Here is an 18,991-nt window from a genome sequence, read left to right as displayed (position 1 = left end):
TTTGCTTATCCATCGGGCCCACGGCGGATATGAAAAAAACGCCTGCCCTAGGCGAAGTATAGGGCAGGCATTGTTTGGCCGCTCAGTTCAGATTAAGAGTCGGAATCAGACTGCTGTCGAACGGCTGACCCGGTACCGGTACCGGCACGGCCAGGCCCAGGTTGTTCTTCTCGAAGACCCGGTCAGCTCGGTAGCTGGAGCGCACCAGCGGGCCGGCGGCGACTTCCATAAAGCCCTTTTCTAGACCGATATCGCGGAAACGGTTGAATTCCTCCGGGCTGACCCAGCGCTTGACCGGCAGGTGATTGCGGGTTGGCTGCAGGTACTGGCCGAGGGTGAGAATGTCCACGCCGATAGCGCGCAGGTCGTCCATGGTCTGCAGTATTTCCTCGTCGCTTTCGCCCAAGCCCAGCATCAGGCTGGTCTTGGTCAGCATTTCCGGGCGATGGCGCTTGGCATGTTCCAGCACGCGCAGGGTTTTCTCGTAGCCTGCGCGGGGGTCGCGTACTTCACGGGTGAGGCGCTTGACCGTCTCGACGTTCTGCGCGAAGACTTCCAGGCCGGAGTCCGCTACGCGTTCGATGGCTTGCAGATCGCCGTCGAAGTCCGGGGTCAGGGCCTCTACCACCACCTGCGGAGTGCGCTCCTTGATGGCGCGCACACAGGCGGCGTAGTGTGCGGCCCCCCCGTCGTCCAGGTCGTCTCGGTCCACCGAGGTCAGTACGATATAGCGCAGCGCCATCAGCTCCACTGATTTAGCGGTGTTTTGTGGCTCCTCTTTATCCAGCCAGCCGTTGGGATTGCCGGTATCCACCGCGCAGAAGCGGCACGCGCGGGTGCATACCGAGCCCATCAGCATGATGGTGGCAGTGCCGTTGGACCAGCATTCGCCGATGTTTGGGCAGTGGGATTCCTGGCATACGGTGCTCAGGCGGTGTTCGCCGACATTGCGCTTGACCGCTTCGAAGCGGCTGCCGCTGGGTGCCTTGACCCGCAGCCACTTGGGCTTGGGTTCGAACACTTGGGGTTCGCTTGAGGCGCGGCGTTTCTGCCCGTCCTTGATCGCGGTGATGCCCTGGGTGGTGCGGAATTTATCGCCGCTAGCAACAGTTTTGGGTTGGGAGATATCGGACATCGGCAATCTGGGCTCCGCTAGAGACTCCGTGGACGAGGCGGCTTTTGGCCGCCGCGCAGTTTATCACAGGCACTGACCGTTCAGTCCGTCTACTGCCGTGCGGCCCAGGCTGGCGGCCAGCCGCCGAGCGGGCGCGGGGGTTCAACTTGCAACTGGCTGGCGAGATGCTGCAGGGCCGGCATTACAGTGAGCGCCGCGCATCCTGCGAGGTATTGTTGTCAGCATCCTGCGGCCGTGGGGCTGGTCGATGTGTAAGCCGCATTCATGCCCAGCTCACTTACCGGCCGGTACTTCACATGCACTATCAGAAGGAAGCAATGCCTATCAGGGATGGCCCGACGAAGCTGCGTGCCCTGCCTGCGGAGATCGACGGCTTGGGGCAGAGCATGGCCGAACGGTTCGACCATGCATGCTCGTTAAGGCTCTGCCCGCAGCCGTCCCAGCAATTCTTGCGTCGGATGACCATCGGCAGGCCAACCCAACTGTTGCTGGAAACTACGAATGGCATTGCGGGTGTTGGCGCCGATGATGCCGTCTGCAGTGCCTGGGTCGAAGCCTTGATTCGACAGGCGCTCCTGCAGCTCAAGACGCTCGGAACGGCTAAGGGGTTGTTCATCCTGCGGCCAGCTTGCGCGCACCTTGCCAGCACCGGCGAAGCGCTCGGACAGCAGGCCGATCGCCAGCGCATAGGATGACGAGTTGTTGTAGCGCAAGATAGCCCGGAAATTATCCAGCACCAGGAACGCGGGGCCGCGATAACCCGCAGGAAGCAACAGGGTTGCGCTCGTCTCATCCATGCCTGCCGGCAATTCGCTCAGACCTAGGCGGCGCCACTCGTCCAATGGCTTGCGGATGTTACTGTCGGCCAGGGCATAGTCGAATCCGTCCGGTAGCCTGACTTCGAAGCCCCAGGGCTGCCCAGCCTTCCAACCGGAGGCCTGCAGATAATGGGCGGCTGAGGCCAGTGCATCGGCCGAGCTGTTCCAGATATCTCGGCGGCCATCCCCGTCGAAATCCACCGCGTGGGTGTTATAGGTGGTCGGAATGAACTGCGTCTGCCCCATGGCGCCCGCCCAGGAGCCGCGAAGTTGATCAGCGGTGACATCGCCGTGGTCAAGGATCTCCAGGGCTGCCAGCAGCTGGCTTTTTGCGAAGCCGGGTCGTCGCCCTTCGTGCGCGAGTGTGGCCAGCGAGCGGATAACGCCCTTGTCACCTACGATCTTCCCGAAGCTGCTTTCCAGCCCCCAAATCGCCACCAGGGTATTGCGGTCGACGCCGTAGTGCTTCTCTATGTCGTCCAGCGTCGCTTCGTGTTGGTTCAGCAGTTGTTTACCGCCATCGACCCGCTGTCGGGAAAGGGCGCCGTTCAGGTACTGCCAGACCGGTCGAGTGAATTCGGGCTGACTGCGATCGGCGATGATAACGCTCGGATCAGGCGTTACCCCTGCGAAGGCGCGGTCGAACACTTGGGCGGAGATCCCCGCCTGAAGGGCTTCACTGCGAAATGTGTCGCGCCATTGCGTGAAGCTTTGCGGCGATGGTGCGATTTCGGACCACTCGCTCGAGGTGCGCCCAGAGCTGGCCGGCAAAGGCTGGCCCGGCGTGACGGGCTCGGCGGCGCAAGCGACCATGATGCTCAGGGCTGATCCGGCAATCAGGGTACGCAGCAGCAATATGGGAACGAAGGTGTAAAGCATGCGCCACTCTCGGCAGGTCAACGGCACGTGACATTAACACGCTTTGATTTGCTTGGCTTTTCAAGCCGCCAGAAGGACCGAAGCCTCCCAGTTTGTCGACTGGGAGGCTTCGCGGCGGTAGCTGCCTTTGCCTTTTTTCGGTTGCTCCTGGCGGCTGCGAAACAAGGGTTGCGCCACCACTGATTTAGCCTTGTTTGGCCGTTTTCGTTGTTTGCTCATCATCTACCCTCCTGATTGCCCATGATCGAGCCGGGGGATCATAAGGGTTGTACGAAATATGTCCAGGAGCTATGGCAGCACAGCGACTGCGATAAGCGCTACAGCCCGATCCGTCGTCCGCTCAGCTGAAGACAGAGATCCGTCAGGCCGATCCAGGGATCACCTTCGGATTGGCCTTTGATCTGCTCGTCGATGCGCTGAGAGTCCATCAGCAGGCGTTGCCAGCCCGCCGCATCGTGGCGTTGCAGGGCCTTGCTGACCAACGGCTTGCGCTTGTCCCACACTGGAGGGCGGGCCTGGCTGAAGGCGCGATCGAGTGGTACGCCCTGGCTGTACTGCTGGGCAATATTGGCCAATTGGCGAACCTCGCGAGCCACGGCCCAGAGAATAACGGGCGCTTCGACACCCTCGCCACGCAGGCCTGCGAGCATTTGCAGGATGTGCTCGGGCTGGCCCAGCAGCGCTGCATCGATCAGGCCGAAAACATCATAGCGAGCGCTGTCGGCGACGGCCGCCTGCACGGTCTCGGCCGTCACCTGACCATCTACGGCGAGGAGCTTGAGCTTTTCGATCTCCTGTGCGGCCGCCAGGAGGTTGCCCTCGACACGCGCAGCAATCAGCTCCACGGCGTCCTGCTCGGCGGCAAGTCCGGCCTGCGACAGGCGCTGGCGAATCCATTGCGGCAACTGCTGTGCGTCCACGGGCCAGATCTGCAGGAACTGGACCTGCTTGCCATCGATCAGCGCCTTGGCCCACTTGGTTTTTTGCGCACTGCCGTCGAGCTTTGGCAGGCTGATCAGCAGCACGGTGTCCTCGGCGGGACGTGCGAGATACTCGATCAGTGCGGCGGCGCCCTTGTCGCCAGGCTTGCCGTTGGGGATGCGCAGCTCCAGCAGGCGTCGCTCGGCAAACAGCGAAAGGCTGGCGCCGGCTTCGATGAGTTGCCCCCAGTCGAAGCCGGTCTCCACGTTGAGCACCTGACGCTCGGTGAAATCCTGCTGGCGGCAGGCGCCGCGGATGGCATCGCAGGCTTCCTGGCAAAGCAGATGCTCATCGCCACTCACCACGTAGACGGGTGCTAGCGATCCTTGCAGATGCTTGGCGAGTTGGGCGGGGGGGAGCTTCATGCGTTTGGGAGGCGGTAGCCACCAGTGGTGGCTACCTTTTCATCACTGGATTGGAAGTTCGATTGGAGACTGCATTGGCCGCTGGCTCTGTTCGCGCATCTGCGCTTCGATGGCCTCGGCTTCTGCGCGCTTCTTGGCTTCGGCAGTCTGTTGAAGTCGGTCAAGCTCTGCCGGCGTGATGCTGCGGATACGCATGCTCAGCTGTTGCAGCAGTTCGCGGCGCATTTCCTGGCGAAGCTGGCCGGCTTCCTGATCGGAACCGATGAGGTTGCTGCTGTCGTGTACATAGACTTTCTGCACTTCGACGCTGTCCTGCATCAGAACGGTGTTCTGCGGCCCGCGGAATTCGTAATCGAGCACACTGGACAGTTCGTATTCGGCACTGCGCGCCGCAGTCGTATAGCTGGCGGTGCGCTGGCGGGTCTGCTCGCTTACCAGATCCAGGGTGTAGCGCGCGCTCGGAGAGACGCGTACGCCGTTGTCCTTGAGTAGCTCTTCGAGCTGCATCGCAGTCTCGCCATAGCTGTCGCGGGCCTCAAGGTTGAGCTCATCAAGGGCGAAACTGGTGTCGCCGGTTCCGCGCAGCTGGAAACCGCAGGCGCTCAGGAGCAGGGCCAGGCCGGCCACCGCGAGATTGCGTTTGATCATCTTGTTATCCCCTTGCCAGCCGTGGCGCACCGCGCCAGGGCGAATTCAATTAGCGACGATATTGACCAGTTTGCCCGGCACCACGATGACCTTGCGGATGGTCAGGCCTTCGGTGAAGCGCACCACGTTCTCGTTGGCGCGAGCACTGGCTTCGACGGCCTCGCGCGAGGCGCTAGCCGGCACTTCGATCTGCCCGCGCAGCTTGCCGTTGACCTGTACGACCAGCGTCAGGCTGTCCTGCACCAGCGCAGATTCATCGACCTTCGGCCACTGTGCATCGATGATCGAACCGCTGTTACCCAATTGCTGCCAGAGTTCATGGCAGATATGCGGGGTGATCGGCGCCAGCAGCAGGGCGACGGTTTCCAGACCTTCCTGCAGCAAAGCGCGATCCTGCTCGCTTTCGGCTGCGGCCTTTTCCAGCACGTTCATCAGGGTCATCACCTGGGCGATGGCCGTGTTGAATTTGTGGTGCTGACCAACATCCTGGCTGGCCTGCTTGATGGCCAGGTGGATGGCGCGGCGTACGGCTTTCTGCTCATCACTCAAGCTGGAAATGTCCAGCGGGGCGAAGCCGCCAGCGCTGACATGCGCATGCGCCAGACGCCAGACGCGGCGCAGGAAGCGGCTCGCGCCCTCGACGCCGGTGTCGGACCACTCCAGGCTCATGTCTGGTGGCGAGGCAAACATCATGAACAGGCGGCAGGTGTCGGCGCCATAGGTGTCGATCATCGCCTGCGGATCGACGCCATTGTTCTTCGACTTGGACATCTTCTCGGTGCCGCCGATTTCCACCGGCAGGCCGTCACTGGCAAGTTTGGCACCGATGACCTTGGCCTTGGCATCGCGCTCGACGATGACGTCGGCCGGGTTGAACCAGTCCTTGCCGCCGTTTTCCAGGGTGCGATAGTAGGTGTCCGCAATCACCATGCCTTGAGTCAGCAGGTTCTTGAACGGCTCGTTGGAGCTGACCAGCCCTTCGTCGCGCATCAGCTTGTGGAAGAACCGCGCGTAGAGCAGGTGCAAGATCGCGTGCTCGATGCCGCCGATGTACTGATCCACCGGCAGCCAGTGGTTGGCTGCTGCAGGATCGACCATGCCCTGGTCATAGTGCGGCGATGCATAGCGGGCGAAGTACCAGGACGACTCGACGAAGGTGTCCATGGTGTCGGTTTCGCGCTTGGCTGCGGCACCGCATTTCGGGCAGCTGCAATCGTAAAATTCTGGCATGCGCGCCAGCGGCGAGCCGGCGCCGTCCGGCACCACGTCCTCGGGCAGGACTACTGGCAACTGGTCTTCTGGGACCGGCACGTCGCCGCAGCTCTGACAATGGATGATTGGGATCGGGCAGCCCCAGTAACGCTGGCGGCTGATGCCCCAGTCGCGCAGGCGGAACTGGGTGCGGGCTTGGCCGAGGCCTCTGCGCTGCAATGCGGCTTCCATGGCATCAAAGGCGCCGTCGAAGTCCAGGCCGTCGAATTCGCCGGAGTTGATCAGCTCGCCATGTTCGCCGTAGGCATCGTTCCATGGGGTGGGCGTCTCGTCACCGGCACTGGTGCGGACCACCGGCTTGATTGGCAGGTCGTATTTGGTGGCAAAGGCGAAGTCGCGCTCATCATGGGCCGGCACTGCCATGACCGCGCCTTCGCCGTAATTCATTAATACATAGTTGGCGACCCATACCGGCAGCAACTCGCCGGTCAGTGGGTGTTGCACGCGCAGGGATGTGGCGAGGCCTTTCTTCTCTTGGGTGGCGATATCGGCTTCAGCGACGCCGCCACGCTTGCATTCGTCGATAAACGCCTGCAGCTCCGGATTACCCAGTGCCGCGAGGGTCGCCAGGGGATGTTCGGCGGCGACGGCAACATAGGTGGCACCCATCAGCGTATCGGGACGGGTGGTGAAGACCTTCATTACCCCTTCGCTGCCGATGCTGGCGACGTCGTAGGGGAAGCTGATCTCCATGCCGCGCGACTTGCCGATCCAGTTGCGCTGCATGGTCTTGACCTGCTCGGGCCAGCCGTCCAGTTCGTCCAGGCTCTCCAGCAGCTCATCCGCATAGGCGGTGATCTTGAAGTAGTACATCGGGATTTCGCGCTTCTCAATCAACGCGCCGGAACGCCAGCCGCGGCCGTCGATGACCTGCTCGTTTGCCAGCACGGTCTGGTCGACCGGATCCCAATTGACGGTGCCGTTCTTGCGGTAGATCACACCCTTTTCGTACAGGCGGGTGAACAGCCACTGCTCCCAACGGTAGTAGTCGGGCTTGCAGGTGGTAACTTCGCGCGTCCAATCGACCGCCAGGCCCAGGCTTTTCAGCTGGGTGCGCATGTAGTCGATATTTTCGTAGGTCCACTTGGCCGGCGCGACCTTGTTCTTCATCGCCGCGTTCTCAGCCGGCATGCCAAACGCGTCCCAGCCCATGGGCTGCAGCACATTCTTGCCCTGCATGCGCTGGTAGCGGGCGATCACGTCACCGATGGTGTAGTTGCGCACGTGGCCCATATGCAGCTTGCCGCTGGGGTAGGGGAACATCGACAGGCAATAGAAGGTGTCCTTGCCTGGCTGTTCGCTCACTTCAAAGGATTTCTGCGCGTCCCAATGGGACTGCGCGGCGGCTTCGATTTCGCGGGGCTGATACTGTTCGTGCATGGCTACTGGCGTTGAATAGGGGCTGGCTGTTCGCGAAGCGGCGACGGGCTGCGGAAATGCCGGGTAAGACCTGGCGAAGACGGCGGCGCAACGGGCTGAATGCGAAAGCATGGAAGCGCCGTAGCATACATGACCCCCCGTGACCGAGGGAAACCTGATTTGCCGGCGCTACACGGCCCCGTTGGTCGCGGGCATCGTTGTCGTTCGAGTCTGAGCTACGCTTGTACAGGGGGCGGGACGAACGAAGAGGTGAATCATGGGTAAAGAGCGCCAAGTAGATGAGGGCAACCTTTACGGACGGGTGTTGCAACGGCTGACGGTAGCGCTGGAAGAGGCGGAGCGAACCGCGGGTAATGATTCCGGCACGACGACCGAGCTGGAAGTCGCCGGACTGACGCCGGCGGAGTTCGATCTGATCCGCGCCTACCTGCAGCAGGATTCACAATGGCTGTCGGGCTGGCACGCAGCTGCCGAGGAACAGGCGCAGTTGGTGCGCCAGGCGACGCGCCCGGCACTGCGCAATGTGCTACGCCATCATCCTCATCCGGGCAAACGGAGTAAGCAGGCGCCGTTGTCGCTGCAGCAGGCGATGAACTGCGCGCTCTGCGGCGCCAGTGTAAGTTGGCCGGAAGGGGCGGGGCCGGTCGCCTGTTCGGCCTGTGGCTCTCAACTGCTCCGTGCGAGGCAGCGATTGCATACCTACCCAAAGCATTGACGGCGTCCTTGCTGCCGACAAGCGGACGCCCTGACAGGTAAAGTGCAGCGACCGATCTACCGGAGCTGCCCATGCCGATTCGCTATTTCTTCAAGCAACTGCTGCTGCCGCCGGGCGGCCTTTTATTGCTGTTGCTCGCCGCCTGGTGGCTTAGGCGTCGAGCGCCGCGGCTGGCCGCGCTCTGTTTCGTACTGGGATTTGGAGGGCTGTGGCTGATGAGCCTGCCGGTCACGGTGGAGTGGGCAGCGCGCATGATCGAAAGCGAAGTCGCGCTGGATCGATCGCAGTGGAGCGGCCTCGAGCAGCGAGCGCAGGCGATTGTGGTGCTTGGCGCCGGCCGAGAGCAGGCCGACCCGGGGTGGGAGGCCGATCAACCCAGCCATATCGCCCTCGAGCGGCTGCGTTACGCCTCGCGGTTGGCCAAGGCATCGGGCCTTCCGATCCTGGCCAGCGGCGGATTGCACTATGGCCAGCCGCCGAGCGAAGCCTTGCTGGCAGCCGAGGTATTGAAGCGTGATTTCTCCACCCCGACGCGCTGGCTCGAAGAGCGCAGCCGTACCACCTGGGAGAACGCACGGTACAGCGCTGAGTTGCTCAAGGCCGCCGGGGTCGAGCAGATCGTCCTGGTGACATCGGCGTCGCACATGCCAAGGTCGCGCTGGTGTTTCGAGCAGAACGGCTTGCAGGTGATTGCCGCGCCCATGGGCTTCGTCGGGGTACCCAACGGCCGGCCCTTTGGCGGCTGGCTGCCGGAAGCGAAAGCCGTCTGGCAGAACGGGTTGCTGCTCAACGAGGCGGTGGGAATGTTGGTATATCCACTGCTTTACGCTGACAAGGCCGAGTGACCAGGTACCGTCGCTCGGCGGGAATCGCGGTCAGGCATGCCGCCTGCGAATCACGCCCCAGCCGAGTAGCACCACACAGACCGCAATCAGCGGCCACGAGCGCCATTGCAGGTACGGCGTCAGCCCCTGCATGGGCGTGACTTCCCCGTAGAGGACTGTTTCTTCGAACGCCGGCACCTGCTCGGTGATGCGCCCCTGCGGGTCGATCAGCACGGTGACGCCGTTATTGGTCGCGCGAATCATCCAGCGCCCGGCTTCCAGTGCACGCATTTGTGCCATCTGCAGGTGCTGCAGCGGTCCGATGGAATGACCGAACCAGGCGTCGTTGCTGACCGTCAGCAGGATGTCGCTCTGTGCCGCAAGGCTGGCGGCGAATTCCGGATAAACCACCTCGTAGCAAATGAAGGGCGCGATTCGATAACCCTTCGCCTGTAGCAAGGGTTGCTCAGGCGTACCACGGGCAAAGTCCGACATCGGCAGATCGAAGAACTCGATTAGCCCGCGCAGCAGGTCCTGCAGGGGCACATATTCGCCGAAGGGCACCAGCTTCTGCTTAAGGTAAGTGCCCTTCGCATCGCCAACACTGGTCAAGCCGTTGTAGTAGCGCAGTTCGCCTTCGGCGTTGGGCTGGCGTACCGGCACCCCGGTGATCAAGGCTGACTGTCGGTCATTGGCGAAGCGGCTCATCATGTTCAGATAGCCTTCGGCTTGCTCCTTGAGGATCGGTACCGCGGTTTCCGGCCAGACGACAAGGTCGACCGGGCGGCTACGGAAGGTCATGTCGCGGTAGAGCAGCAGTTGCATTTCGAGCTTCTTCGGGTCCCATTTGATGCTCTGGGCGACGTTGCCCTGCATCGCGGCGACCGTGATCGGCTCGGCCTTGACGGTCGTCCAGGCATGCTGGCCGACGCCCAGCGCGCCGCCCCATAGCACCACCAGAATTGACAGCGAGCCAATCAGCGCACCCTTGTGGGAGCGCAGGCGAGGCAGTTCCACCAGGAGGGCGGCGCTCAGCACGATGGCGAAGCTGAGCAGCCAGACGCCGCCAATGGGCGCGAGCCCGGCCAACGGACCCTCGAGCTGGCTGTAGCCGGCATAAAGCCAGGGGAATCCGGTCAGGACCCAGCCGCGCAGCGCGTCCAGCGCGAGCCACAGTGCGGCGAACACCAGCGCAGCGCGAAATGGCGCGCCGCCAGTTGGCTTCAGCCAGCGCGACCACAGCCAGCCGAGCAAGGCGAAGAACAGGGCTAGGCCGGCGGTGAATCCCAGGGTCAATGCGCCCGCAAGGATCGGCGGCGCCGCGCCGAAGTCATGAATGCTGACGTAAACCCAGCTGACACCCGAGGCAAACAGGCCGAATCCGTAGCACCAGCCGCGACCGGCGGCCTGTTTCGGGGTCAGCTCACGCAGGCCGAGATAGATCAGCCCGATCGACAGCAGGGCTAGCGGCCAGATATCGAAGGGTGCAAGCGACAGGGTGGTCAGGGCGCCAGCGGCAAGCGTCAGCAGGTTGCCCGGCCAGCCGGGGCGGGTAATCCAGCGCATGGGGTTTCCTTGAAAGACCGCCGCCAGTACGGGAGGCCGGCGGCGGGAATACGGAGCGGACGAGTCTACCGAAGGTTTCGCTGCGCCGGCAGGGAGCCTAGCGGCTTTCCGGCTCAGTACGAGTCAGGCGCAGCATATGCACGCGGCGGCTGTCGGCGTTCAGTACACGGAAGCGGAACCCGTCGATCTCGGTAACCTCGTTGCGCTTGGGTAGATGGCCGAAGGTGCTCATCACCAGGCCGGCCACCGTATCGAATTCTTCGTCGGGGAATTCGCTGTCGAAGAACTCGTTGAAGCTGTCGATCGGCGTCAGTGCCTTGACCAAGAAGTCGCCGCTGGGCAACGGGCGGATATAGCTGTCTTCCTCGATGTCATGTTCGTCCTCGATATCGCCGACGATCTGCTCGAGCACGTCTTCGATCGTCACCAGCCCGGCAACGCCGCCGTATTCGTCGATGACGATCGCCATGTGGCTGTGGTTCGCGCGGAACTCGCGCAGCAGCACATTGAGGCGCTTGGATTCGGGAACGAAGGTGGCCGGACGCAGCAGGTCCTTGATATCGAAAGGCTGCTGGTCGCCCTGCAGGATCAGCGGCAGCAGATCCTTGGCCAGCAGCACCCCGATGACCTCGTCGAGACTGTCGCCGACCACCGGGTAACGCGAGTGTGCGGCGGAAATGATGGCCGGCAGGAACTCTTTCGGTGACTGGTCGGCCCTGATGCTCATCACCTGCGAGCGCGGCACCATGATGTCGCGGACTTGCAGATCCGCCACCTGAATGGCGCCTTCGACGATCGCCAGGGCTTCGTTGTCCAGCAATTTGTTCTGGTGGGCGCCGCGCAGTACTTCCAGCAGCTCCTCACGATTTTTCGGCTCATGGGCAAAAGCCTGGGTGATTTTCCCAAACCAGGACTTTTGCCCGTTGCTCGATCGGTCTTCGCTCATGTTTTTGACTCAATGGTCCTTGCAGTTGCCCGTTCGGGCTATTCGGTGGCGTAGGGGTCGGAGTGCCCCAGTTCCGCCATCAGTTGACGCTCGAGGTTTTCCATTTCTTCGGCTTCGTCGTCTTCGAGGTGATCGTAACCGAGCAGGTGCAGGCAGCCGTGAATGACCAGATGCGCCCAATGGGCCGGCAGCGCCTTGCCTTGTTCGGCCGCCTCGCGTTCGACCACCGGTACGCAGATCACCAGGTCGCCCAGCAGCGGGATATCCAGCAGCGGAACGCCGCCCGGTCCGTCCGGTACGTCCGCCGGGAAGGACAGCACATTGGTGGCGTAGTCCTTCTGCCGCCAGGTGCGGTTCAGCTCGCGGCCCTCGGGTTCGTCCACCAGGCGAATGGTCAGCTCGGAATCAGCGGTGCGCTGACGCAGTGCCAGTTCACACCAGCGCCGCAGGTCCGCTTCGTCAGGCAGCGCGCCGTTGCTAGCGCACTGCACATCCAGCTCAATCATCGCGACTTTCCGCAGCGCTGCGTTTGCCAGCCTGGGGCTGGCGGTCTTCGAAGGCCTCGTAAGCCTCGACGATGCGCTGCACCAACGGGTGACGCACCACGTCCTTGGGCTTGAAGTGCATGAAGCTGATGCCATTGACGTCTTTGAGTACCTCGATCACATGGGCCAGGCCGCTTTTGGTACCGCGCGGCAGATCGACCTGGGTGATGTCACCAGTAATCACGGCCGTGGAGCCGAAGCCGATACGGGTAAGGAACATCTTCATCTGTTCCAGCGTGGTGTTCTGGCTCTCGTCGAGGATGATGAAGCTGTTGTTCAGGGTCCGCCCGCGCATATAAGCCAACGGTGCAATCTCGATCACCTGCTTTTCGATCAGCCGCGCCACGTGCTCGAAACCGAGCATTTCATAAAGGGCGTCATAGAGCGGGCGCAGATAGGGGTCGATCTTCTGAGCCAGGTCGCCGGGCAGGAAGCCGAGCTTTTCCCCGGCCTCCACGGCCGGGCGTACCAGCAGGATGCGTCGGATTTGCTCGCGCTCCAGTGCGTCGACGGCGCAGGCGACGGCCAGATAAGTCTTGCCTGTACCGGCCGGGCCAATGCCGAAGTTGATGTCGTTGTCGAGGATCGACTGCACGTAACGCTGCTGATTGGCGCCGCGTGGGCGGATATTGCCTTTACGGGTGCGCAGCGAAATGTTCGGCGTGGTGGACGAGTTGTTCAGCTCCTCCATGGCCGATTCCTGCAGGAACAGGTGAACCATGTCTGGCGAGAGCTCGTTGCTCTTCGTCTCGCGGTACAGGCGGCGCAGCAGGTGTTCTGCCGCTTGGGTGACATCGGCTGGACCGATCAGCTCGAACTGGTTGCCACGGTTGCGGATTTCCAATTCCAAGCGTTGTTCGATCAGGCGCAAATGCTCGTCGAACTGGCCGCAAAGATTGGCGAAGCGGTTGGCTTCAAAGGGTTCAAGGGTAAAACGATGAGGTTCTATGGGGGCGTTCAAGGGCTTTTGATTGACCTGCTCTGCATAAAGATAGAGTGAGGATAGCGCCGTGCGGCAAAAAAAGCAGCGGCGTGCCGGCCCTGGCAATCCGAGGTTAGCGTGCGGCTGCCGCTCGTCCGAGCGACAGCCGTCGTGCCGTTCTGCTCAGCTTGTGACTTGCTCAAGCAAGGTGCCCCGCAATGAGTGCGGCAGGGCATCGTCAATGTGCACCTCGACAAACTGGCCGATCAACCGTGGATTATCGCAGCGGAAATTCACGATCCGGTTGTGCTCGGTGCGACCCTGAAGCATGCCAGGGTCTTTTTTAGAATAGTCGGTGACGAGAATGCGCTGCTGGGTACCGACCATTCGCCGGCTATTCTCGAAGCCCTGCTGGTTGATGCGTTGTTGCAGGATTGCCAGACGCTGCTTCTTGACCCCGTCAGGGGTCTCGTCGACCAGGTCCGCCGCCGGCGTGCCGGGCCGCGAGCTGTAGACGAAGGAGTAGGAAAAGTCGAAGCCGACATCCTCGATCAGTTTCATGGTCTGTTCGAAGTCCTTCTCGGTTTCGCCAGGGAAGCCGACGATGAAGTCCGAACTGATCAGGATGTCCGGCACTGCTGCTTTCAGCTTGCGAATGCGCGACTTGTATTCCAGCGCCGTATGGTTGCGCTTCATGGCGGCCAATACGCGATCGGAGCCCGCCTGCACCGGCAGATGCAGATATTTCACCAGTTCCGGCACCTCGGCGTGGGCCTGAATCAATGCATCGGAAAACTCTAACGGATGGCTGGTGGTGTAGCGAATCCGGTCGATGCCGTCGACGGCTGCCACCACGCGAATCAGTTCAGCGAGATCGGCGGTTCGCCCGTCATGGGTGGCGCCGCGGTAGCCATTGACGTTCTGACCGAGCAGAGTGACTTCGCGCACGCCGTTCTCGGCCAGGTGGATCACCTCGGCGAGCACGTCATCGAATGGCCGGCTGACTTCCTCGCCGCGGGTGTAGGGCACGACGCAGAAAGTGCAGTATTTGCTGCAGCCTTCCATGACCGAGACGAAGGCCGTGGGGCCGTCTACACGGGGCTCGGGCAGGCGGTCGAATTTTTCGATCTCCGGAAAGGAGATATCAACCTGTGGCTTCTTCGTGGTGCGTGCCGCGTCGATCATTTCCGGCAGACGGTGCAGGGTTTGCGGGCCGAACACCACGTCCACGTAGGGCGCACGGTCGCGGATCGCCGCGCCTTCCTGGCTCGCCACGCAGCCGCCAACACCGATCACCAGCTGCGGGTTTTCCAGCTTCAATTCACGCCAGCGACCCAGCTGCGAGAACACCTTCTCCTGCGCTTTTTCACGAATCGAACAGGTGTTGAGCAGGATCACGTCGGCTTCCGCCGGATTCGAGGTGATCTCGAGAGGTTGCTGCTCGCCCAGCAGATCCACCATGCGCGAGCTGTCGTACTCGTTCATCTGGCAGCCATGGGTTTCGATATAGAGCTTGCGGGTCATGTTACGGGCCGGCGTTGTGCAAAAAATGACCGGCGATTATACGGCCAGGACGAGGACGATAAAAGCGAAAGCCGTAAAGCCGATAAAAGCGCCGAAGAGTGGGAAGCTGGGCGAAGAAAGCGGCCTGGAATTGAAATGATCGGCAGGGCGCGCAAGCGCTGAGACTGTTCAGCCTTAAAACCGTTACTGCCTTGACGGTGCGTTTTCGCCGGCAGTTTGTAGATCCATCAGGTAGTCGCGAAAGATCTGTCCGAGTACCTGAGTAGCGATCTCCAGTTCGTCGCGGCGCATCTGCGCAGAAACGCGATCGGCTGTATCCAGCGCGTCCTCCTCGCCGTTGACTGCGGACATCTTCAATACCACATAGGCCTGAATGTTATTCGCCGGTACGCCTTCGCCGCGAAAGAACATCACGCCGAGTCGATGCTGGGCCAGCGCGTGCCCCTTCAGCGAGGCTTGCTCGAACCAGTGCAGCGCTTTGCTCGGGTCACGAGGCGTGCGGCGGCCGTCGTAATGGTACTCACCGAGTTCATAGGCGGCTTGTACATCACCTTCGCTGGCGGCCTGCTCGCATGCGCGCAGGGCTTCACGCATCGCTTCCGGGACGGTATTGAGCGCACAGCGGGAAGTTGCCGGAATCAGCAGCGAGTTGCCTCCCGCAGTGGCGAGCAGGGGCGTGAGAAGCAGCAGGCAGCCAAGGGCGAGGCTGCGGCCGGTGCGAATCATGGGTCAAGGCGCCTCGAAGAGCAGGGCGGTGGCTGAAGGACCGGCGAAAACGAGCCGACGTTCACATTATGGATAAGCAGCTGTCCGCTTACAAAGGCTTTGATGAGGCGTGTTCGGCTTTTATGCGGGTGCCCTGTTTGCCTCGCGCAAATTACCCGGCAGATTGAGTAATAACCAGGCAATGATCGGGCAGGCCAATGCGAGCCAAAATTGCTGATAGGGGCCGAGAGGATTGGGCCCGATCGACAAACCGCCCCAGGGCTGCAAGGCCAGTATCAGAGCCCCGCTGGCCACGCCAGCACTGGTCTGCAGACGCGCGGGCCAGTGCAGCAAGCCCGCATAAATTACCAGCAAAGCGCTGAGCAGGCCCAGCGTGAGCGCGTAAGGTGCGCTCCAGCCAAGCTGCCGGGCGAGTTCGAAGAAGGCGCACAGGCCGATCACTATTCGCCCCCATGTCGGCCGGCTCCAGATCCATCTGCGGCTCAGAGTCAGCGCCACCACTCCGACCAGCGGTAGCCCTAGCAGCAGGGTTGCTTGCATCAGCCAACGTTCGGCTTCGAGGGTATCGAGGCCGATCGACAGTCTTGCTGCGGCGCAGGCCCCGCTTCCGGCTGCCAGACTGAAGGCGAGCAGCGCGCAAAACAGGGCGGGCTGGTCCGGCTCGCCATAACCGCGGCGGGCCGTACCGATCCAAATCGCGCTGGCCAGTGCGGCCAACGTCAGCAGCGTGGCTTGCAACAGCTCGGGCATTGGGCTCACTTCAGTCTAGCGAAAGCGCGCTCGGCGGCATCGAGCGTCAGCTGAAGCTCCTTGTCACCGTGGGCAATGGAGGTAAAGCCCGCTTCGTACGCGCTGGGTGCGAGGTAGACGCCGCCTTCGAGCATCAGGTGGAAGAATTGCTTGAAGCGCTCGGCGTCGCTGGCCATCACGTCCTCGAAGGAGACGATATCTTCCGCGTCGCTGAAATACAGGCCGAACATGCCGCCGACCTGGGTGGTGACGAAAGGAATCCCAGCCGCCGCTGCGCGCTCTTTCAAGCCCTGCAACATGGACGTGGTGTAGTACGTGAGTTCGGCGTGAAAACCGGGGCGGCTGATCAGCTTCAGCGTGGTCAGGCCGGCAGCCATCGCCAGCGGGTTGCCGGACAGTGTGCCGGCCTGATAGACGGGGCCCAGCGGGGCGATGCGTTCCATGATTTCGCGCTTGCCGCCAAAGCAGCCGACCGGCATGCCGCCACCGATGATCTTGCCGAAGGTGGTCAGATCCGGAGTCACGCCATAGTGAGCCTGGGCGCCGCCGAGCGCGACGCGGAAGCCGGTCATCACTTCATCGAAAATCAGCACCACGCCGTGCTTGTCGCACTGCTCGCGCAGCCCCTGCAGATAACCGGGCGCTGGCGGGACACAATTCATGTTGCCGGCGACCGGCTCGACAATGATGCACGCGACTTCGCTGCCGACCTCTGCAAGCATCTGCTCGACCGCGGCCAGATCGTTGAACGGCAGGGTCAGCGTGTGTTTGGCGAACGCTGCCGGCACGCCCGCGGAACTGGGCACGCCTTGAGTCAATGCACCGGAGCCGGCTTTGACCAGCAGGCTGTCGGAATGACCGTGATAGCAACCCTCGAACTTGATGATGCTGTCGCGGCCGGTATAGCCCCGGGCCAGGCGAATGGCGCTCATGGTCGCCTCCGTCCCCGAGCTGACCATGCGCATCATTTCCATCGACGGGACCAGGCTGCTGACCCGTTCGGCCATTTCGGTTTCCATCGCAGTCGGCGCGCCATAGGACAGGCCATGCGCCAGTTGACTGCGTACCGCGTCGAGGACGTCGGGATGGCTATGGCCGAGAATCATCGGGCCCCAGGAGCCTACGTAGTCCACATAGCGCCGGTCGTCTTCGTCCGTGACATAGGCGCCTTCGGCGTGCTTGAGGAATATCGGTGTGCCGCCAACGCTCCGGAATGCGCGCACCGGGGAGTTGACGCCGCCCGGGATGTGATTCTGGGCGCTGGCAAAAAGTGTTTCGGAACGGGACATGAGGGGCCTCTCAGGAAAGCAAAAAATGCAGCTTGGACGGGTGCGGCAGGGCCTGCCATGACATCGGTCAGACGCCGACGAACAACTCACTGAACGCGCGTGCGCGACGCTCGACCTCGCTGGCCGACTCGGCCGCGAACAGCGCATGCACCACCGCGACCAGGCTGGCGCCGCGAGCGATCAGGCCTGGAGCATTTTCCAGGGTCACGCCGCCGATCACGGTGATAGGCAGGGTGAAGCGTTGACGTGCCTGTTCTAGCATCTCCGGGGTGGCGGCCGGGGCGCCGGGTTTGGTGTTGGAATCGAAGAATCGGCCAAAGGCGACATAGCTGGCACCTTCGGCAATGGCCTGTTCAGCCAGATCCAGGCGGGCATGGCAGGTCGCCCCGATGATGGCTTTACGGCCCAGCAAGGCGCGGGCCACCGAGAGCGAACCGTCTTCCTGGCCCAGGTGCAGGCCAACGCCCAGGCGTGCCGCCAGTTCTGCGTCGTCATTAATGATCAATTGTGCCGCGTGGCGCTCACAGAGTTCGCGCAGGGCCTCGGCCTCGCGCAGACGGCGCCGGTCATCGTCAGATTTGTCGCGGTATTGCAGCAGCCTTGCGCCGCCCTTCAGTGCCGCTTCGGCGTAGGGCAGCAGGCGCCCGTCGGCCAACAACTTACTGTCAGTAATGGCGTAGAGGCCGCGCAAAGGGTTGTCTTTCATGTGCAGCACTCCAGTCAGGCCAGATCCAGCGGTAGGCGACGGGGGATGTACTGTCCGCGACCAGGTGCTTCGGCGTCTCGCAGCGTGCGCCAGGTGTAATCGAGAGCGGACTTCACAGCACTGGCGAGCACTTCACCGAGCGCCAGGCGACCGGCCAGGGCGCTAGCCAGGGTGCAGCCGGAGCCGTGGTAGCTGCCCGGCAGGCGCTGACAGCTGAAATCGTGTCGACCACCGTCGCGGGAGTACAGGCGATTGTGCACTTCCGTTTCGTCGCCATGGCCTCCGGTGATCAGCAGGTGACGAATATAGGGCAATAGCCTCTCGGCGCACTGGTCGGCGCTGCCCTCGGGCAGTTCGGCGAGTATCCGCGCTTCAGGCAGGTTCGGCGTGGCGAGGGTAGCAGCCGGAAACAGGCGCTCGCGCATGGCATAGCCAACCTCGTCTTTGCCCAGTGCGCCACCACCTCCGGCACGCAACACCGGATCGCAGACCAGCGGTACGCCGGGCAGTTGCTTCATGATTTCCAGTACCGTCTCGACCATTTCTACCGAACCGAGCATGCCCAGCTTGACGGCGGCAATCGGCAGGTCGGCGATAACGGCATAGGCCTGGGCGAGCACCCAATCGCGATCGAGTACACGGAAATCGCTGACGTCGACGGTATCCTGCACGGTCAGCGCGGTGACAGTCGGGGCGGCGTGGCAACCCTGAGCGATCAGCGCCTCTATGTCGGCTTGCAGTCCGGCGCCGCCACTCGGGTCGTGGCCGGAAAGGCATAGAACGACAGGGCGGGAGCAAGGGCCGGTCATCGATGAGTTCCCCGAATGCGTGGCTGAATGAAGTTGGCCGCGGGCTTACAGCCCGATTTTCAGGCGGGCGAGCTTACCATCAATCGCCCCGCGCGGCTTGCGCAGAGGACGGTTGAGCGCATTGGTCGTGATATCGGAGAGAACCTGCCGTTGGGGTTGATTGGGGCATGCTAAAGTGCCATCAATTTTGC

Annotated in this window: 18 protein-coding genes; 2 read left to right on the top strand and 16 right to left on the bottom strand. The window is 62.4% G+C overall.

The features are described from left to right. Nucleotides 1–82: 82 nt before the first annotated feature. The 6 genes from lipA to leuS all read right to left on the bottom strand — a co-directional run bounded on the left by lipA (nucleotide 83) and on the right by leuS (nucleotide 7,478). Nucleotides 83–1,135, bottom strand: a complete 1,053-nt coding sequence (lipA, locus tag CH92_RS18340; protein ID WP_025243215.1) for a lipoyl synthase — start codon at nucleotides 1,133–1,135, stop codon at nucleotides 83–85. A 416-nt stretch (nucleotides 1,136–1,551) separates the two neighbouring features. Further along, the gene (locus CH92_RS18330; RefSeq protein ID WP_025243213.1) at nucleotides 1,552–2,832 is read right to left on the bottom strand and encodes a lytic murein transglycosylase; all 1,281 of its coding nucleotides are present in this window, start codon (nucleotides 2,830–2,832) and stop codon (nucleotides 1,552–1,554) included. A gap of 60 nt (nucleotides 2,833–2,892) precedes the next feature. Continuing rightward, nucleotides 2,893–3,051: an alternative ribosome rescue factor ArfA gene (gene arfA, locus CH92_RS18325; protein ID WP_038623555.1), complete on the bottom strand. Its 159-nt coding sequence runs from the start codon at nucleotides 3,049–3,051 to the stop codon at nucleotides 2,893–2,895. 98 nt (nucleotides 3,052–3,149) lie between these two features. Further along, nucleotides 3,150–4,178 carry a DNA polymerase III subunit delta gene (holA, locus tag CH92_RS18320; RefSeq protein WP_025243212.1) on the bottom strand — a complete coding sequence of 343 codons (1,029 nt, stop codon included), beginning with the start codon at nucleotides 4,176–4,178 and terminating at the stop codon, nucleotides 3,150–3,152. A 42-nt stretch (nucleotides 4,179–4,220) separates the two neighbouring features. Then, complete coding sequence (gene lptE, locus CH92_RS18315; RefSeq protein ID WP_025243211.1) at nucleotides 4,221–4,826, bottom strand: LPS assembly lipoprotein LptE; 606 nt, start codon at nucleotides 4,824–4,826, stop codon at nucleotides 4,221–4,223. Between the two features lie 45 nt (nucleotides 4,827–4,871). Next, nucleotides 4,872–7,478, bottom strand: coding sequence for a leucine--tRNA ligase (leuS, locus tag CH92_RS18310; RefSeq protein ID WP_025243210.1), 2,607 nt, complete (start codon nucleotides 7,476–7,478; stop codon nucleotides 4,872–4,874). Between the two features lie 256 nt (nucleotides 7,479–7,734). Between leuS and CH92_RS18305 the strand changes: the two genes are divergently transcribed. Both CH92_RS18305 and CH92_RS18300 read left to right on the top strand, forming a co-directional pair. Further along, the gene (locus CH92_RS18305) at nucleotides 7,735–8,193 is read left to right on the top strand and encodes a hypothetical protein (protein ID WP_200869630.1); all 459 of its coding nucleotides are present in this window, start codon (nucleotides 7,735–7,737) and stop codon (nucleotides 8,191–8,193) included. Between the two features lie 71 nt (nucleotides 8,194–8,264). Then, on the top strand, nucleotides 8,265–9,038 hold the full coding sequence (locus CH92_RS18300; RefSeq protein WP_025243208.1) for a YdcF family protein: 774 nt from the start codon (nucleotides 8,265–8,267) through the stop codon (nucleotides 9,036–9,038). Nucleotides 9,039–9,068: 30 nt separating this feature from the next. Here CH92_RS18300 and lnt read toward each other — a convergent pair whose 3' ends face one another. The 10 genes from lnt to CH92_RS18250 form a co-directional block, all read right to left on the bottom strand. Next, nucleotides 9,069–10,583: an apolipoprotein N-acyltransferase gene (lnt, locus tag CH92_RS18295; RefSeq protein ID WP_025243207.1), complete on the bottom strand. Its 1,515-nt coding sequence runs from the start codon at nucleotides 10,581–10,583 to the stop codon at nucleotides 9,069–9,071. 97 nt (nucleotides 10,584–10,680) lie between these two features. Further along, nucleotides 10,681–11,529, bottom strand: a complete 849-nt coding sequence (locus CH92_RS18290) for an HlyC/CorC family transporter (protein WP_025243206.1) — start codon at nucleotides 11,527–11,529, stop codon at nucleotides 10,681–10,683. A gap of 38 nt (nucleotides 11,530–11,567) precedes the next feature. Beyond that, nucleotides 11,568–12,035, bottom strand: a complete 468-nt coding sequence (gene ybeY / locus CH92_RS18285; RefSeq protein ID WP_025243205.1) for an rRNA maturation RNase YbeY — start codon at nucleotides 12,033–12,035, stop codon at nucleotides 11,568–11,570. After that, nucleotides 12,028–13,035 carry a PhoH family protein gene (locus tag CH92_RS18280; protein WP_025243204.1) on the bottom strand — a complete coding sequence of 336 codons (1,008 nt, stop codon included), beginning with the start codon at nucleotides 13,033–13,035 and terminating at the stop codon, nucleotides 12,028–12,030. The genes ybeY and CH92_RS18280 overlap by 8 nt, the downstream gene beginning before the upstream one ends. 144 nt (nucleotides 13,036–13,179) lie before the next feature. Then, nucleotides 13,180–14,520: a tRNA (N6-isopentenyl adenosine(37)-C2)-methylthiotransferase MiaB gene (gene miaB, locus CH92_RS18275; protein WP_025243203.1), complete on the bottom strand. Its 1,341-nt coding sequence runs from the start codon at nucleotides 14,518–14,520 to the stop codon at nucleotides 13,180–13,182. A 183-nt stretch (nucleotides 14,521–14,703) separates the two neighbouring features. Further along, nucleotides 14,704–15,246, bottom strand: coding sequence for a tetratricopeptide repeat protein (locus CH92_RS18270; RefSeq protein ID WP_025243202.1), 543 nt, complete (start codon nucleotides 15,244–15,246; stop codon nucleotides 14,704–14,706). A 120-nt stretch (nucleotides 15,247–15,366) separates the two neighbouring features. Beyond that, nucleotides 15,367–15,996 (bottom strand): hypothetical protein, encoded by a 630-nt coding sequence (locus CH92_RS18265; protein ID WP_025243201.1) that lies wholly within the window; start codon nucleotides 15,994–15,996, stop codon nucleotides 15,367–15,369. Nucleotides 15,997–16,001: 5 nt separating this feature from the next. Continuing rightward, on the bottom strand, nucleotides 16,002–17,285 hold the full coding sequence (gene hemL, locus CH92_RS18260) for a glutamate-1-semialdehyde 2,1-aminomutase (protein ID WP_025243200.1): 1,284 nt from the start codon (nucleotides 17,283–17,285) through the stop codon (nucleotides 16,002–16,004). Nucleotides 17,286–17,352: 67 nt separating this feature from the next. Further along, nucleotides 17,353–17,991, bottom strand: coding sequence for a thiamine phosphate synthase (gene thiE / locus CH92_RS18255; protein ID WP_025243199.1), 639 nt, complete (start codon nucleotides 17,989–17,991; stop codon nucleotides 17,353–17,355). Between the two features lie 14 nt (nucleotides 17,992–18,005). Beyond that, nucleotides 18,006–18,800, bottom strand: coding sequence for a hydroxymethylpyrimidine/phosphomethylpyrimidine kinase (locus CH92_RS18250; RefSeq protein ID WP_025243198.1), 795 nt, complete (start codon nucleotides 18,798–18,800; stop codon nucleotides 18,006–18,008). Between the last annotated feature and the right edge of the window lie 191 nt (nucleotides 18,801–18,991).

The organism is Stutzerimonas stutzeri (assembly GCF_000590475.1).
Taxonomy (GTDB): Bacteria; Pseudomonadota; Gammaproteobacteria; order Pseudomonadales; family Pseudomonadaceae; genus Stutzerimonas; species Stutzerimonas stutzeri_D.
This window is presented reverse-complemented; position numbering and strand designations above follow the sequence as displayed.

Bases quoted from the DNA above. Each gene is read 5' to 3' on its own strand.
- lipA (WP_025243215.1), bottom strand. From the start codon at position 1,135: ATGTCCGATATCTCCCAACCCAAAACTGTTGCTAGCGGCGATAAATTC.
- CH92_RS18330 (WP_025243213.1), bottom strand. From the start codon at position 2,832: ATGCTTTACACCTTCGTTCCCATATTGCTGCTGCGTACCCTGATTGCC.
- arfA (WP_038623555.1), bottom strand. From the start codon at position 3,051: ATGAGCAAACAACGAAAACGGCCAAACAAGGCTAAATCAGTGGTGGCG.
- holA (WP_025243212.1), bottom strand. From the start codon at position 4,178: ATGAAGCTCCCCCCCGCCCAACTCGCCAAGCATCTGCAAGGATCGCTA.
- lptE (WP_025243211.1), bottom strand. From the start codon at position 4,826: ATGATCAAACGCAATCTCGCGGTGGCCGGCCTGGCCCTGCTCCTGAGC.
- leuS (WP_025243210.1), bottom strand. From the start codon at position 7,478: ATGCACGAACAGTATCAGCCCCGCGAAATCGAAGCCGCCGCGCAGTCC.
- CH92_RS18305 (WP_200869630.1), top strand. From the start codon at position 7,735: ATGGGTAAAGAGCGCCAAGTAGATGAGGGCAACCTTTACGGACGGGTG.
- CH92_RS18300 (WP_025243208.1), top strand. From the start codon at position 8,265: ATGCCGATTCGCTATTTCTTCAAGCAACTGCTGCTGCCGCCGGGCGGC.
- lnt (WP_025243207.1), bottom strand. From the start codon at position 10,583: ATGCGCTGGATTACCCGCCCCGGCTGGCCGGGCAACCTGCTGACGCTT.
- CH92_RS18290 (WP_025243206.1), bottom strand. From the start codon at position 11,529: ATGAGCGAAGACCGATCGAGCAACGGGCAAAAGTCCTGGTTTGGGAAA.
- ybeY (WP_025243205.1), bottom strand. From the start codon at position 12,035: ATGATTGAGCTGGATGTGCAGTGCGCTAGCAACGGCGCGCTGCCTGAC.
- miaB (WP_025243203.1), bottom strand. From the start codon at position 14,520: ATGACCCGCAAGCTCTATATCGAAACCCATGGCTGCCAGATGAACGAG.
- CH92_RS18270 (WP_025243202.1), bottom strand. From the start codon at position 15,246: ATGATTCGCACCGGCCGCAGCCTCGCCCTTGGCTGCCTGCTGCTTCTC.
- CH92_RS18265 (WP_025243201.1), bottom strand. From the start codon at position 15,996: ATGCCCGAGCTGTTGCAAGCCACGCTGCTGACGTTGGCCGCACTGGCC.
- hemL (WP_025243200.1), bottom strand. From the start codon at position 17,285: ATGTCCCGTTCCGAAACACTTTTTGCCAGCGCCCAGAATCACATCCCG.
- thiE (WP_025243199.1), bottom strand. From the start codon at position 17,991: ATGAAAGACAACCCTTTGCGCGGCCTCTACGCCATTACTGACAGTAAG.
- CH92_RS18250 (WP_025243198.1), bottom strand. From the start codon at position 18,800: ATGACCGGCCCTTGCTCCCGCCCTGTCGTTCTATGCCTTTCCGGCCAC.